Below are 13,064 nucleotides of genomic sequence, written 5' to 3'. Positions count from 1 at the left end.
CGTTCGAAGGAATCGAACATGTTGTCCGAAGACGAATTGGCCTTGCTGGAAGCCATCAAGCAGACCGGCAGCCTGTCGCGCGCGGCCGCGAAACTGGGAAAGGCGCCATCAACCGTTTCACATGCTGCTCGCCAGCTCGAGACGCGGTTCGATGCGTTGCTGTTCGATCGCCGCCGCTATCGGCTCCAGCTCACGCCGGCCGGGCAGCTGCTCGCCCACGAGGCGGCGCGGCTGTCCACGGATGTGCGCAGGCTGACGCAACGCGTCAAGCAGGTCGCCGGCGGTTGGGAAGACCGGCTGACGATCGTCACGGACGAGGTGCTGGGCTTCGCGGCGCTGGTGCCGGTGATCCGCGCGTTCGATGCCCTGCAGTCCGGCGTGTCGCTGCGCATCACGCACGAGGTGCTCGGCGGAACCTGGGATGCCCTGCGCGAAGGGCGCGCGGACCTGGTGATCGGCGCTACCAACGAGCCCCCCTTGATTCCACGTTTGCGCTGGCTCGAACTCGGTGTCGTCGAATGGGTGTTCGCCATCTCGCCGCGTCATCTGCTGGCAAAGGCCTCGCAACCGCTGGAGCGCGACGCGATCGCGGCGCACCGCGGCATCGTCGTGGCCGACTCCTCGCGCCGGCCCGATGCGCGCAGCTACGGCGTGCTGGGCGGCCAGGCCGCGCTCGCCGTACCGAGCATGCGCGCCAAGCTGCAGGCGCAACGCGAAGGGCTGGGTGTGGGATGGCTGCCGAAATCGATCGCGGCGCCGTTCGTGAAATCGGGCGAACTGGTGGAAATGCGGACCGCCGATCCGCGTGAGCCGAACACGCTGTACATCGGTTGGCGAGGCGATCACGAGGGACGCGCGCTCGACTGGTGGGTGGAGCAGATCAAGCAGCCGAGGCTCGCGTCGCGGCTGGTCCGGGGGCTGAGCATCGACACATAGCAGGACTCCCTGGCGCGCCGAGCGTCGGCGACGTCCGCGGTATCGCGTGAGCGGCCATCTGAGGCACCATTCCCGACTCCTCGCGACCGCCTGTCGGTTACGACTCCTGATTGCGACGCTGCGTGTCGATTTTCGCCCGCGCGATTCGTCGCCCTGTCGATACCCTGATTCTTCCTGCCCGCATGACCTCTTCGCAGACTCCCCGCCAGCGCTGGCTCGCCCTGTACGTCTTGTGCCTCGGCGTCCTGATGATCGTGCTCGACACCACGGTCGTGACCGTCGCACTGCCGTCGATCCAGTCCAGCCTCGGCTTTTCCGACACGGCGCTGGTATGGGTCCTCAACGCCTACATGCTCACGTTCGGCGGCTTCCTGTTGCTGGGAGGACGACTGGGCGATCTCTACGGCAACCGGCGCTGCTTCCTGATCGGCCTGGTGGGTTTCACCGTCGCGTCGCTCGCCTGCGGCGTGGCGCCCACGCGCGGTGTGCTGGTGGCGGCGCGTGCGCTGCAGGGCCTGGGCGGCGCGTTGGTCACCGCCGTTGCGCTGGCGCTGATCATGAATCTGTTCAGCACGCCCGCAGATCGCGCGAAGGCGATGGGTGTCTACGGCTTCATCTGCGCCGCGGGCGGCAGCATCGGGGCGGTCCTGGGCGGTGTGCTGACGGGGCTGCTCGACTGGCGCTGGATCTTCCTGGTCAACCTGCCGATCGGCATCGCCGTGTACGTGATGTGCCTGCGCCTGCTGCCGGCCGATGTCGCGCCGGTGACCCGGCCTCGTCTGGACGTGGCGGGCGCCATCCTCGTCACCGGTGGGCTGATGATCGCCGTGTACGCCGTCATCGGCGGCAACGTGGCGGGCTGGACGTCGGGCCGCACGCTCGGCTTGCTGGCGGTCGGTGGCGCGCTGCTCGCCGCCTTCTTCGCCGTGGAGGCGAGGGTGCGCGACCCGCTGATGCCGCTGCACCTGCTCAAGCTGCGCAATCTTGCAACCGCCAACGTCATCGCCATCCTCTGGTCGGCCGGGATGTTCGCGTGGTTCGTCATCACGGCGCTCTACCTGCAGCGCGTGCTCGGCTACGACCCGCTCGAAGTCGGCCTGGCGTTTATTCCCGCCGATCTCGTGATGGCGGTGTTCTCGGTGAGCCTGTCCGCTCGCCTGGTGATGAAGCTGGGCATCCGCACGCCGTTGTGGGTCGGCCTTGCCGTCGCCGCGCTGGGGCTGGGGTTGATCGCGCAGGCGCCGGTGGACGGCACCTACGTCGTGCACGTGCTGCCGGGAATGATGTTGCTGGGCGTGGGCGGCGGCATGGCGTTCAACCCGCTGCTGCTGGCGGCGATGAACGACACCGACGAGAGCCAGGCCGGCCTTGCGTCCGGCATCGTCAATACCGCGTTCATGATGGGCGGCGCGCTGGGGCTGGCGGTGCTCGCGAGCCTGGCGGATGCGCGGACCGCGGCGGAACTGGCGGGCGGTGCGACCGCACGCGATGCGCTCAACGACGGCTACCAGCTCGCGTTCGGCATCGGCGCCGTGATGACCCTGCTGGGTGCGGTCATCGGCGGCGTCCTGCTGCGGCCGCGCCTGACGCCGCGGGGAGTCGAGTCGCCGACGCCCGCGGCGCACTGATCCGGCGAGGGAGCCGATTAGGGTCAGCACTAGACGACAACCCGGCCCGCGGCTTCCACACTTTCGACTCGTCCGGATCGTCAGCGGAGAACCCGAAACATGAAGCGCGCGCTCGTCGTCATCGATGTGCAGAAGGAATACTTCGACGGTGCACTGCCGATCACCGACCGCGACCGGTCTCTCGCCAACATCTGCCAGGTGATGGATGCGTCGAGCAAGGCCGGGATTCCGCGCATCGTGGTTCAGCACACGATGCCGACGAAGGACCTGCCGATCTTCCAGCGCGATTCCGAGGCCTGGGCGCTGCACCCGGAGATCGCTGCGCGCGGTGCCGAACTGAGCATCGAGAAGAATCTGCCGGGCAGCTTCACGAACACCGGCCTCGAAGAGTGGCTGCGCAAGCAGGGCGTCGACACCCTCGTCGTCTCCGGCTACATGACGCACATGTGCTGCGATACCACGGCGCGCCAGGCTGTCCACCGCGGCTTCAAGGTCGAGTTTCTGTCCGATGCCACCGGCACGCTGCCGCTGGACAACGCGGGCGGCAAGGTCACGGCCGAGGAGTTGCAGCGCTCCATTCTTGCCGCGCAGCAACACCTGCTCAGCGAAGTGATCAGCACCAAGGACTGGCTGAAGCGCGTCGGATAACAAGCCGTTCGAAGGCCGGGGTCCCGGGTCGGTCGCGATTCACGGCGACCGACGGGCTCACTCCTCGTCGAAGTCGAACTTCTCTTTCGGCGGATTGCCGTCGTAGATCTTGTTCAGACGATTCTGGAGATACGTCGTCCGCAGGAACACGTAGGGATCGAGCTGTTCGTCCAGCAAACGGTCGGCCCCCAGCAGGCCGGCACGTGCGTCGACCGCTCCCAGCGCCGTCAGCGTGTAATCGACGGAGTCCTTCACGTGGTAATCGGTCACCGTGTAGGCGTCGGCGAGATCGGCGACCGGCGTGGGTCCGGTGAACGAATCACCGACCTTGCCGAAGAGATCGCGCGTGTCGCTGGGACCGAAGAACGGCAGCATCAGGTACCAGCCTTCCGGGACGCCCCATTTGCCCAGCGTCTGTCCGAGGTCTTCATCGTTGCGCTCGAGACCCAGCGGCGTCGCCACATCCATCAGGCCGGCGAGGCCGATCGTGGAGTTGATGACGAAACGCCCCAGATCCTTGCCGCTCTGCGCGATCTTGCCTTGCAGCGCCGCGTTGACGATCGTGGTCGGGTAGAACAGGTTGTCGAGGAAGTTGTGTACACCGCGCTGGAACTGCGTGGGCGTGTACTGCTTGTAGCCCTTGGCCACCGGACGCAGAACGTAGGTGTCGGCCACGCGGTTGAACTTGTAGATCCCGCGATTCACCGGCTCGAGCGGATCGGAGGGATCGTCGGGCGGCATGTGGGCGCACCCCGTGCTCATCACGGCAAGCGCAACAATCAGGATCGCGGCACGCACGGTCTCTCCCGGTGTAGCGACGGCGCGGTGCGGGCTCTAGCTCAGGCCAGCTTGAGCGCGTCGTCTATCTGCAAGAACTCTAGCAGGCCGCGCAGGGCCTGACTCGCATTGATGAATTCGACCTGACGCGAGCCGTTCTTGGCGGCGCGTCGCGTCAGTTCCAGCAGAAACGCTGCGCCCGCGCTGTCGACCTTGCTCACCTTTGCAAGGTCGACGCGGTCCTGAGACGCGAGCTCATCGGCACGCGCGAGCCAGTCGCGAACGCTGGCGAAGGTGAGCTCGCCCTCGATCATGAGGCGGCGGCCGGCGGGTTCTGCTTGAGGTAGGTGTTGTCCTCGAACTTCTTGATCACCGCGTCCAGGCCGTTGGCCTTGATCTCGGTGTTGAGCTGGCTGCGGAAATTCGTGATCAGCGAGATGTTCTCGACCGAGATGTCGTAGATCTTCCAGACGTCGCCCACCGCGTGCACCGAGAACGACAGCGGAATCGGCGGCGCATTCTGGCGGATGATCTTGGCGTTGACGTTCACGTCGGTCGCACCGGCGGCGGCCTTCAGCGGCGCCCACTCGGCGCTGACGCTGTCGTGGTAGTCGAGCATGGCGCGCGCGTAGGTGCGGATCAGCGAATCCTTGAACGCCGCCTCGAAGCGTGTGCGCTGGTCGGGAGTCGCCGTCTTCCAGTTGCGGCCGAGCACGAGCTGGGCGATGCCCTTCGTGTCGAAGTGCGGCACGACCTTGTCCTCGACGACCTTGTAGAAGCCGGGCAGGTCGGCGCGGTACTTCTCGTGGTTCTGCTTGATCAGGTCCTGGAACTCGGTCGTCGCGGCCTTGATGACGACGTCGGCGGGCTGCGAGGGCGCGGCCTGCGCTGCGAACGTGAAGCCCAGCGCGGCGAGCAGGACGAGAAAGCGGGTACTGAGGTTCATGGCGGTCTTCATGGGGTGGCTCCGTTGCCAGGCGTCGCCGCGGCAGGGCCGGGCGGCGGGGAATTCTTGTTGCCGAGCGAGTCAGCGAGCTTGCCGATCGCGTCGGCCAGCTGCGTATCGCCCTTCTTGTCGCCCTGGGACGACAGAAATTGGCCGATCAGGTTCTCGAGGACCAGCGCGCTCTGCGTCAGCTTGAGCTTGCTGCCGTCCTTGAGCGGCTCATCGGCGCCTCCGACCTCGATGCCCACGTACTGCTCGCCGAGCAGGCCGGCCGTGAGGATCTTGGCGTTCGAATCTTCCGGGATCGTGTTGTACGTGTTCGACAACTCCAGCGTGACGTTGGCTTCGTACGTGTTCGGATCGATGACGATGTCACGCACGCGGCCGATCTTGACGCCCGCCATCGTCACCGCGGAGCCCTGCTTGAGGCCGCCGATGTTTTCGAACGACGCGACGACGCGATATGTGCTGCCGGCGCCGCCGACCGTGTCGAGGCTGGCGACACGAAACGTCAGCACGAACACCGCCGCTACGCCCAGGCAGACGAACAGGCCGACCAACATCTCCAGAGCGCGTGATTGCATGGTGTGAACCTAGGGCAAGTGGCTTAACTTCATTTGAACATGAAGGCCGTGAGCACGAAGTCGAGCGCAAGGATCGACAGCGAGGAGATCACGACCGTCGACGTGGTGGCGCGCGAGACGCCTTCCGACGTCGGTTCCGCATTGAATCCCTGGTAGACCGCGATCCAGGTGATGGCGACGCCGAACACGGTGGCCTTGACCAGCCCGTCGGTGATGTCGTCCATGCCGACGCTGCCGCGGATCTGCGACCAGTAGCTGCCGGCATCCACGCCGAGCAGCTCCACGCCAATGGCGTGGCCGCCAGCGATGCCGATGGCCATCACGGCGAAGACCGAGGCCAGCAAGGGCATCGCGATGACACCGGCGAGGAAGCGCGGTGCCACGACGCGACGGATCGGATCCACCGCCATCATCTCCATCGCGGAGAGCTGATCCGTTGCGCGCATCAGGCCCAGTTCCGCGGCCAGCGCAGAACCCGCGCGGCCGGCGAACAGCAGCGCCGTCACAACCGGTCCGAGTTCGCGCACGATCACCAGCGCCACGAAGACGCCCAGCGACTCCTCGGCGCCGAAGCGGATCAAGGTGCGGTAGCCCTGCAGCGCCAGCACCATGCCGACGAAGGAGCCGGCCAGCACGATGATGACCATCGAGAGCTGACCCACGTAGTAGAGCTGCTGCACGATCAGGCGCGGCCGCAGCAGCAGGGCCGGGATGGCGCCGAGCACCTGCAGCAGGAAGAACTGCGCGCGGCCCAGGCCGGACAGGAAATTCTGGATGATGCTGAAGGCGCCGCTCATGGCGAGCCTGCCTTGGTGGTGCCGAGGAGCTCGGACGCGAAGTCCGGCGCCTTGTAGTGGAAGGCCACCGGGCCGTCCGGCAGACCGCGCAGGAACTGCTGCACCCAGGGATGCTGCGATTCGCGGATCACGTCGGCGGTGCCCTGGGCCTGGACCTTGCCGTCGGCGATCAGATAGCCGTAGTCGGCGATCGACAGCACTTCCTGCAAGTCGTGCGACACGACGATGGACGTCAGCCCAAGCGCGTCGTTGAGCGTGCGGATCAGGCGCATCAGCACGCCCATCGAGATCGGATCCTGGCCGGCGAAGGGTTCGTCGTACATCACCAGGTCCGGGTCCAGCGCGATCGCGCGCGCCAGCGCCACGCGGCGCGACATGCCGCCGGACAGCTGCTGGGGATACATGTCGCGTGCGCCGCGCAGACCGACGGCCTGCAGCTTCATCAGCACGAGGTCACGGATCATCGACTCGGGCAGCTTGGTCTGCTCGCGCAACGGGAACGCCACGTTCTCGAAGACCGTCAGGTCGGTGAGCAGCGCGCCGTTCTGGAACAGCATGCCCATGCGCTTGCGCAGCTCGTACAGCGGGCCACGTCCGAGCTGGTGGACGTCGATGCCGTCGAACTCCACGGTGCCGGCTTTCGGGCGCCATTGGCCACCGATCAGGCGCAGCAACGTCGTCTTGCCGGTTCCCGAGGGACCCATGATGGCCACGACCTTGCCGCGCGGGATCTCGATATCCACGCCGTCGTAGATCACACGGGTTCCGTGCGCGAAGTGAACGCCGCGTGCACGCACGAGGACCGCATCGTTTGCGTTCATTCGCGGTTCATGAGGTGCCGCAGAGGGGCAGTATGTCGAGCATGCACATGAGCCTATCTTAGGGTGTTGCCCGCCGCTTCGGCATGGGCTTGTGTGCGGCGCAGCAGATTGTCAGCGTCGCGAAAGGAAATGCCGTCGAACATGAGAACCATGAAGAGGATAAGGCCCATGCCTGTGCTGGATCTGAACCGAATGGCGGCGCGGATGTTCGTGCTCGGAATGGTGGCGATCCCGATGCTCGCCTTCGCAGACCCGGCGCCCACGGTGCGTCTGAGTCCCGCGGTCCGCAGTTCCGCGCCGGTGCAGGGCGGATCGAATGCCGCTCCCGTGTCCGTCTATGCCGCCGGCTGCTATGACGCGGCGGGGCGTCCCGTGAATCCCGATCCTGCGAATCCGGGCCGCTCGGTGGACTCGGCCTGCCAGCCGCCTTCGGGTGCGATGGTGCAGGGCGGCCGTTCGGCAGCGGCAACTGGTGAAGCCTCGATGGAGCGGGGATCGATCAATCGGCCGCCGCTTCCGGTCCCGGTTCCCGACGGCATCGGCGTGATGCGCTGAGCCGCCGAGCTATGCTCCGGCTCGTCTCCTCGACGCCGCGAAAGTGGCTTCGGACCCGGAGACGATGCGCGGGGACCGAGGAGAACATCGTGAAGAAGGGATCGATCGGGCTGCTGGTCCGGTGGCTCATGTCGGCAGCCGCTCTGGTGGCGATGCAGCCGGCGCATGCCCAGCTCGGATTGCCGACGCAGAACCTGCAGGTCGGCTGCGGCTGGATGCTGGCGTTCGATCCGACCCGGACCGGCCTCGGCAATACCGCCTTCCCTGAAATCAACGCGCGCTACTGGATCGCGGTGGTCTCTGACACGGCACCCGCGGGTTCGCGCCTGCGCATCCAGGGCCAGTACCCGGATGCACGCTATTCGGCGTTTCACGTGCACGACGGAAACCTGTTCGTGTTCGAGGCCATCAGCGACAACGAGCTGGTGCCCGACCCCGGCAGCGCGAACCGGAATCTCGATCGCACACGCCGCGACGACCAGGTTCCCGTTGGTGGCTCGTACACCGCCTACGTCCGGATCAACGCCGCGGTTCCGGCGGTTCGCGAGACGAACACACTGTATCGGCCGAAGCCCGGCGCGCTGGATGCGAAGGTCAAGAAGCGCACTGCGCTGGCCTATCGCACCTACCTTCCGGTGGGAGGCAACGAAGGCGGTGCCCCGCTGCCGACGCTGACGCTCGAAACACCGAGCGGCCCGAAATCCCTACCCAATGCCGCGGACGCAGCGGTCTGCGCGAGCATCCAGAAGCAGTTCCACACGGACGGCTCCGCGCTGCCGGTTTCCTTGACCCCTCCGGTGATTCCGCCGGCGATGCCGGTGTTCGTCAAGTTCGACGACACGGTTCTTGCCGCGGCGGGCCTGGGCGTGGGCTACAACCCGCACAACGGTTTCCTGGCGCTCAAGTCCGATCGGGACTACGCCGACTTCCTGCTGGTGCGCGGCAAGTTGCCGAGCTACACCACGCAGGATCAGCCGCAACCGACGCCGCTCGTGCGCTACTGGTCGCTGTGCCAGTACGGGGCCGCCAGCACGCGGGTCTACGCGTGCATCGCGGATCAGCAACTGAAGCTGGACGCCGAGGGTTACTACAACATCGTGATCAGCAGGGACTGGATGCGTCCGGTGCTGCTGCCGGCCCAGTACGACTGGCTGCCGTGGGGAACGGAGAAGCAGGGCGCGGTCACGATTCGCGAACTGCTGGCGCATCCGTCGTTCGCGAAATCCATTGAAAAGAGTTCGGCGTCGCAGACCGCGGCCGATCGCGGCGAGTACATGCCGCTCGCGACGTACTGCTCGCAGGCGGTGCTCGCCGCTGCAGCTGGAACACCGGGTGCGGGGACCGGCGATGCCTTCGCGGCTTGTCGTGCGTCGCGACAGGGGCTGCTGTCTTCGCTGCTGCCGTTGCCCGTGTTGGGGACGCTGCCGCCGATTCCTCCACTGTTGTAGCGGCGCTGATCAGGCTTCCGGCGGGGACGTCGCGTCCTGCGACGCCAGCGCGTCAGTCAGCTCCGCTGCCAGGTCGCGGCCGACCGCGTCCACATCAGTCGATCCGCCCAGCTCGCTGATCTGCGTCATGCGCAGCCCCGCGTAGCCGCAGGGGTTGATCCGGGAGAACGGCTCCAGGTCCATCGCAACGTTCAGCGACAGGCCGTGATAGCTGCAGCCGCGACTCACGCGAAGTCCCACCGATCCGAGCTTGCGCGTATCGGTGTGCCCGTCGAAAACCTGTTCCACGTACACGCCGGGCGCATCGCTGCGGGCGAACGCGTGAATGCCGTAGCGCGCCACGGTCGCGATCATCGCGTTCTCCAGCAGGCTGACGAGTCCGCGGATGCCGATGCCGCGGCGATGCAGATCCAGTAGCGGATACATCACCAGCTGCCCCGGCCCGTGATACGTCACCTGGCCGCCGCGATTGCTCGCCACCACCGGGATGTCCCCCGCTGCGAGCACGTGCTCCGCCTTTCCCGCCTGACCCTGCGTGAAGACCGGCGGATGCTCGAGCAACCAGAGTTCGTCGGGTGTCTGGGGCGTGCGCGTCTCGGTGAACTCGCGCATCGCCGTGTAGCTGGACGCATAGGGGACGCGCCCGAGGAAGCGAACGATCAGTTCGCGATCCACATCCTCACCTGGTCCGACAAGCGCTGGAACAGGCTGCCCGCCGGCACTTCCTTGAGGGCGACCAGCGGAAGCTTGCGCACCACCTTGCCTTCCACCGACACCTCGATGCTGCCGAGCGTCTGGTTGAGCGCCACCGGCGCGAGCACCGGCTCGTTGACCTGAGTCTTGACCTGGATCGTGTCCTTGCCACCGCGCGGCAGCAGCAGGCTCATCGATTGTGCGCCGACCGCAAGCTGCGGTTCCGCGCCCTTCCACACCCGCACGGTGGCCAGCGGCTTGTCGGGTCCGAACATCGCGGCGTTCTCGAAGAAGCGGAAGCCCCAGTTCATCAGTTCCAGGCTGGCCTGCGCGCGGTACTTCATGCTCGGCGTGCCCATTACCGCTGCGATCAGGCGGCGATCCTCGCGCTTGACCGAGGACAGCAGGCAGAAGCCGGCACTGCTGGTGTGACCGGTCTTGATGCCGTCCGCGCCGCGGTCCATGTCGAGCAGGATGTTGCGATTGCCCTGCTTGATGCCGTTGTAGAGGAACTCGCGCTGCGCGTAGACCTTGTAGTCCTCGGGGAAATCGCGGATCAGTGCGCGGCCGAGAATCGCGAGGTCGTGCGGCGTGGAGTAGTGGTCGGGATCGGGCAGGCCCGGTGCGTTGGTGAAGTGCGAATTCTTCATGCCCAGCTTCTGCGCGTACTGGTTCATCAGTTCGGCGAAAGCGTCCTCGCTGCCGGCGAGATGTTCGGCCACCGCGACGCTGGCGTCGTTGCCGGACTGGATGACGATGCCGTGCACCAGGTCCTCGAGCTTCACCTTGGAGCCGATGTTCAGGAACATGCGCGACTCGCTCGAGTCCTTGCCCTGGCGCCAGGCCTTCTCGCTGATCAGGACCTCGTCGGTCCACTTGATGCGGCCCTTCTTGATCTCGTCGTAGACGATGTAGCTGAGCAGCACCTTGGTGATGCTCGCGGGTTCGGCGCGTGCGTCGCCATTCTTCTCGGCGAGGACTTCACCCGAGGCGTAGTCCATCAGCACCCAGGACCTGGCGTCGATCGCGGGCGGATCGGGAATCTTGGCGGCGAAGGCGGGGCCGGCGAGGACGAGCGCGAGCAGCAGGGCGGGAACGTTGAATTTCATCAGGCGCGGGAGCGAGTCGGGAGGCGGGAACCCAAGGCGCGATTATCGCAACGCATCGTTCGAACCGCGAGCAAAGTTTGCAGCCGGCACGCCATCACGAGCCGTGCGGCTATTCGGAGATCGGAATGGCCTCGAAGCCGGCGCCGCGGATGCGGATGCGGGTTTCGTCCATGCGCTTGCGCTCCTCGAACGGACCGACCATGACGCGATGCACGGTGTCGCCGTTGTTCAGCATGCCGACGCGGACCTGCACGGCGGTGATGCCGAGCTCGACCAGCTCTTCCTTCATCGCCACGGCGTTGATCGGATCGGAATAGGCGGCCACCTGCAGCAGTCGCGGCGTCGGTCGTGCGCCGCCACCGGCGACTTGTGTCGGCGTCCTGAGCTTGGGCGGCGGCGGCAATTCGCGGCCCGGCGTGATCGCTTCGAGCTCCACGGTGGCGATCTTGCCGACCGTGTCGAGCTTCACCGCCGCCGCATACGACAGATCGATGATGCGGCTGGAATGGAACGGGCCGCGATCGTTGATGCGCACGATCACGCTCTTGCCGTTGCCCAGGTTGGTGACGCGCACGTAGCTGGGTAGCGGAAGGCTCTTGTGCGCGGCCGAGAGCGCGAACATGTCGTACTTCTCGCCGTTCGACGTCTTGCGGCCGTGGAATTTCTTGCCGTACCAGGATGCGAGGCCCGTTTCGCGAAAGCCCTCGGCGGACGTGAGCACGTGGTACTTCTGGCCGAACACTTCGTAGCTGCGCATGTTGCCGCCGGGGCTCAGCGGCTCGTACTGCGGCACGGGTTCGGCGAGGCTGGCGAGATCGGGCGGGATCTCGTCATCCAGAGGCGGACCGTCCTTCTCCCATGAGGGAGCGGGTCCGGGGTCGCGCTCCGTGGATCGTGCGACGGGTGCTCGCTCGGGCGGGCGGACGATGCTCACCTGCGGGGGCGGAATCCGCACCTGGCGCGGCGGATTGCTGGTGCGCGGTGGAGCGGTGGTGCATGCGCTCAGGAGCAGCAGCGCCACGACTGCGGAGCAGTACGCCGAGACCCGGATAGTCATCGAGCGATGTTGCGCTCGGCATCGACTCGCGCCATTTCCTGCGCCAGAAGGCTCACCGTCATCGCGTAGTAGACGCGGGGGTTGTAGCTCATCACCGAATAGAAATTGTTGAGGCCGATCCAGTACTCGCGGCCCTGGTCGAGCTGCAGCTCGACCACGCCCACCCGGGTGCCTGGAGGCAGATCGACCGTGGCGCGAAGGCCGAGTGCCGCCAGCTCCGCGACGGTATGCGTCGTGCGCGAGGTGTTGATCGGAACCGTGGCCGGCAGCGGCTTTTCGAGCACGGCTGGCACCGCCAGCGGTTCGCCGCGATGCCAGCTGCGGTTGGGGTCGTACTCGACCAGGTAGCGCGCGATGCTGCCGATGGCGTCGGCGCCGGTCCAGAGATCGCGGTTGCCGTCGCCATCGAAATCCACGGCGAGGCGGCGGTAATTGCTCGGCATGAACTGTGCCCAGCCCATCGCGCCTGCGTAGGAGCCCAGGGCCTCCGTCGGATCGCGCTTGAAGTCGCGACAGAACACGAAGAACTCGCGCAGCTCAGAGAAGAAGAAGGCCGACCGGGTGGGATGATCGAAACCCTGCGTGGCCAATGCGTCGAGCACGCGCGCAGAGCCGGTGAAGCGGCCGAAGTTGGTCTCCAGGCCGAGCACCCCTGCGATGATGGCCGGCGGTACGCCGTACTGGGCCTCGGCCCGCGCGAACCAGGTGCTGTTCTCGTCGAGGAAATCGGCGCCGTTCTCGATCCGGGGGGCATCGACCCGCTTGGCCGCGTAGGTCGTCCAGGTCTCGGTTCGCTCGGCCGCCTTCTGCTCGGCCTCGACGAGTTTCGGAATTTTCTCCGCCTGGGTCAGTGCCACTCGCACGGCTGCCAGTTCCTCGGGGCTGAAACGCTCCTCGCGGGCGAGCTGCGTCAACAGCTCCTGCGCCTTCGGATGCCCGCTGTAGTCAGCACTGGCCGGCGCGGCGGCGAGCAGGAACAGGCAGGGCAACAGGCGTCGAAAGACCGGCATCAGGGGGCATGAGGGGGACATTATTCGGCGGCACCTTATCGGGTGACCCGGCCCA

Annotated in this window: 15 protein-coding genes; 5 read left to right on the top strand and 10 right to left on the bottom strand. The window is 66.4% G+C overall.

The window, feature by feature from the left end:
* The first annotated feature begins 18 nt into the window (after window positions 1-18).
* The 3 genes from DFR24_RS19090 to DFR24_RS19080 all read left to right on the top strand — a co-directional run bounded on the left by DFR24_RS19090 (window position 19) and on the right by DFR24_RS19080 (window position 3,212).
* The gene (locus DFR24_RS19090; protein ID WP_133882998.1) at window positions 19-936 is read left to right on the top strand and encodes a LysR family transcriptional regulator; all 918 of its coding nucleotides are present in this window, start codon (window positions 19-21) and stop codon (window positions 934-936) included.
* Between the two features lie 182 nt (window positions 937-1,118).
* Entirely contained in the window at window positions 1,119-2,564 is a 1,446-nt protein-coding gene (locus DFR24_RS19085; RefSeq protein ID WP_133882997.1) for a DHA2 family efflux MFS transporter permease subunit, read from the top strand.
* Window positions 2,565-2,663: 99 nt separating this feature from the next.
* Complete coding sequence (locus tag DFR24_RS19080) at window positions 2,664-3,212, top strand: cysteine hydrolase family protein (protein ID WP_133882996.1); 549 nt, start codon at window positions 2,664-2,666, stop codon at window positions 3,210-3,212.
* A 57-nt stretch (window positions 3,213-3,269) separates the two neighbouring features.
* On the opposite strand, the gene DFR24_RS19075 is transcribed toward DFR24_RS19080, so the two are convergent.
* The 6 genes from DFR24_RS19075 to DFR24_RS19050 are packed head-to-tail and all read right to left on the bottom strand — an operon-like array spanning window position 3,270 to window position 7,137.
* The gene (locus DFR24_RS19075; RefSeq protein WP_133882995.1) at window positions 3,270-4,010 is read right to left on the bottom strand and encodes an MlaA family lipoprotein; all 741 of its coding nucleotides are present in this window, start codon (window positions 4,008-4,010) and stop codon (window positions 3,270-3,272) included.
* A gap of 41 nt (window positions 4,011-4,051) precedes the next feature.
* The gene (locus DFR24_RS19070) at window positions 4,052-4,303 is read right to left on the bottom strand and encodes an STAS domain-containing protein (protein WP_133882994.1); all 252 of its coding nucleotides are present in this window, start codon (window positions 4,301-4,303) and stop codon (window positions 4,052-4,054) included.
* Entirely contained in the window at window positions 4,300-4,935 is a 636-nt protein-coding gene (locus DFR24_RS19065; protein WP_162851315.1) for an MlaC/ttg2D family ABC transporter substrate-binding protein, read from the bottom strand. The genes DFR24_RS19070 and DFR24_RS19065 overlap by 4 nt, the downstream gene beginning before the upstream one ends.
* Before the next feature lie 8 nt (window positions 4,936-4,943).
* Window positions 4,944-5,519 carry an outer membrane lipid asymmetry maintenance protein MlaD gene (gene mlaD / locus DFR24_RS19060; protein WP_133882992.1) on the bottom strand — a complete coding sequence of 192 codons (576 nt, stop codon included), beginning with the start codon at window positions 5,517-5,519 and terminating at the stop codon, window positions 4,944-4,946.
* A 29-nt stretch (window positions 5,520-5,548) separates the two neighbouring features.
* Complete coding sequence (mlaE, locus tag DFR24_RS19055; RefSeq protein WP_133882991.1) at window positions 5,549-6,316, bottom strand: lipid asymmetry maintenance ABC transporter permease subunit MlaE; 768 nt, start codon at window positions 6,314-6,316, stop codon at window positions 5,549-5,551.
* Window positions 6,313-7,137, bottom strand: a complete 825-nt coding sequence (locus tag DFR24_RS19050; protein WP_133882990.1) for an ABC transporter ATP-binding protein — start codon at window positions 7,135-7,137, stop codon at window positions 6,313-6,315. Before DFR24_RS19050 ends, mlaE begins: the two co-directional genes overlap by 4 nt.
* 168 nt (window positions 7,138-7,305) lie before the next feature.
* Between DFR24_RS19050 and DFR24_RS19045 the strand changes: the two genes are divergently transcribed.
* Both DFR24_RS19045 and DFR24_RS19040 read left to right on the top strand, forming a co-directional pair.
* Window positions 7,306-7,692 (top strand): hypothetical protein, encoded by a 387-nt coding sequence (locus DFR24_RS19045; RefSeq protein WP_133882989.1) that lies wholly within the window; start codon window positions 7,306-7,308, stop codon window positions 7,690-7,692.
* Between the two features lie 89 nt (window positions 7,693-7,781).
* Complete coding sequence (locus tag DFR24_RS19040; protein ID WP_133882988.1) at window positions 7,782-9,140, top strand: hypothetical protein; 1,359 nt, start codon at window positions 7,782-7,784, stop codon at window positions 9,138-9,140.
* 9 nt (window positions 9,141-9,149) lie between these two features.
* Here DFR24_RS19040 and lipB read toward each other — a convergent pair whose 3' ends face one another.
* From lipB to DFR24_RS19020, 4 genes are all read right to left on the bottom strand, one after another.
* Window positions 9,150-9,815: a lipoyl(octanoyl) transferase LipB gene (gene lipB / locus DFR24_RS19035; RefSeq protein ID WP_133882987.1), complete on the bottom strand. Its 666-nt coding sequence runs from the start codon at window positions 9,813-9,815 to the stop codon at window positions 9,150-9,152.
* Window positions 9,800-10,942, bottom strand: coding sequence for a D-alanyl-D-alanine carboxypeptidase family protein (locus DFR24_RS19030; RefSeq protein ID WP_133882986.1), 1,143 nt, complete (start codon window positions 10,940-10,942; stop codon window positions 9,800-9,802). The genes lipB and DFR24_RS19030 overlap by 16 nt, the downstream gene beginning before the upstream one ends.
* Window positions 10,943-11,051: 109 nt before the next feature.
* Window positions 11,052-11,999: a septal ring lytic transglycosylase RlpA family protein gene (locus DFR24_RS25185; protein ID WP_133882985.1), complete on the bottom strand. Its 948-nt coding sequence runs from the start codon at window positions 11,997-11,999 to the stop codon at window positions 11,052-11,054.
* On the bottom strand, window positions 11,996-13,030 hold the full coding sequence (locus tag DFR24_RS19020; RefSeq protein WP_246051719.1) for a lytic murein transglycosylase: 1,035 nt from the start codon (window positions 13,028-13,030) through the stop codon (window positions 11,996-11,998). Before DFR24_RS19020 ends, DFR24_RS25185 begins: the two co-directional genes overlap by 4 nt.
* Window positions 13,031-13,064 lie beyond the last annotated feature (34 nt).

It is taken from the genome of Panacagrimonas perspica, from assembly GCF_004364935.1.
In the GTDB taxonomy this organism is placed as follows: Bacteria; Pseudomonadota; Gammaproteobacteria; order Nevskiales; family Nevskiaceae; genus Panacagrimonas; species Panacagrimonas perspica.
This window is presented reverse-complemented; position numbering and strand designations above follow the sequence as displayed.

Bases quoted from the DNA above. Each gene is read 5' to 3' on its own strand.
- DFR24_RS19090 (WP_133882998.1), top strand. From the start codon at position 19: ATGTTGTCCGAAGACGAATTGGCCTTGCTGGAAGCCATCAAGCAGACC.
- DFR24_RS19085 (WP_133882997.1), top strand. From the start codon at position 1,119: ATGACCTCTTCGCAGACTCCCCGCCAGCGCTGGCTCGCCCTGTACGTC.
- DFR24_RS19080 (WP_133882996.1), top strand. From the start codon at position 2,664: ATGAAGCGCGCGCTCGTCGTCATCGATGTGCAGAAGGAATACTTCGAC.
- DFR24_RS19070 (WP_133882994.1), bottom strand. From the start codon at position 4,303: ATGATCGAGGGCGAGCTCACCTTCGCCAGCGTTCGCGACTGGCTCGCG.
- DFR24_RS19065 (WP_162851315.1), bottom strand. From the start codon at position 4,935: ATGAACCTCAGTACCCGCTTTCTCGTCCTGCTCGCCGCGCTGGGCTTC.
- mlaD (WP_133882992.1), bottom strand. From the start codon at position 5,519: ATGCAATCACGCGCTCTGGAGATGTTGGTCGGCCTGTTCGTCTGCCTG.
- mlaE (WP_133882991.1), bottom strand. From the start codon at position 6,316: ATGAGCGGCGCCTTCAGCATCATCCAGAATTTCCTGTCCGGCCTGGGC.
- DFR24_RS19050 (WP_133882990.1), bottom strand. From the start codon at position 7,137: ATGAACGCAAACGATGCGGTCCTCGTGCGTGCACGCGGCGTTCACTTC.
- DFR24_RS19045 (WP_133882989.1), top strand. From the start codon at position 7,306: ATGCCTGTGCTGGATCTGAACCGAATGGCGGCGCGGATGTTCGTGCTC.
- DFR24_RS19030 (WP_133882986.1), bottom strand. From the start codon at position 10,942: ATGAAATTCAACGTTCCCGCCCTGCTGCTCGCGCTCGTCCTCGCCGGC.
- DFR24_RS25185 (WP_133882985.1), bottom strand. From the start codon at position 11,999: ATGACTATCCGGGTCTCGGCGTACTGCTCCGCAGTCGTGGCGCTGCTG.
- DFR24_RS19020 (WP_246051719.1), bottom strand. From the start codon at position 13,030: ATGTCCCCCTCATGCCCCCTGATGCCGGTCTTTCGACGCCTGTTGCCC.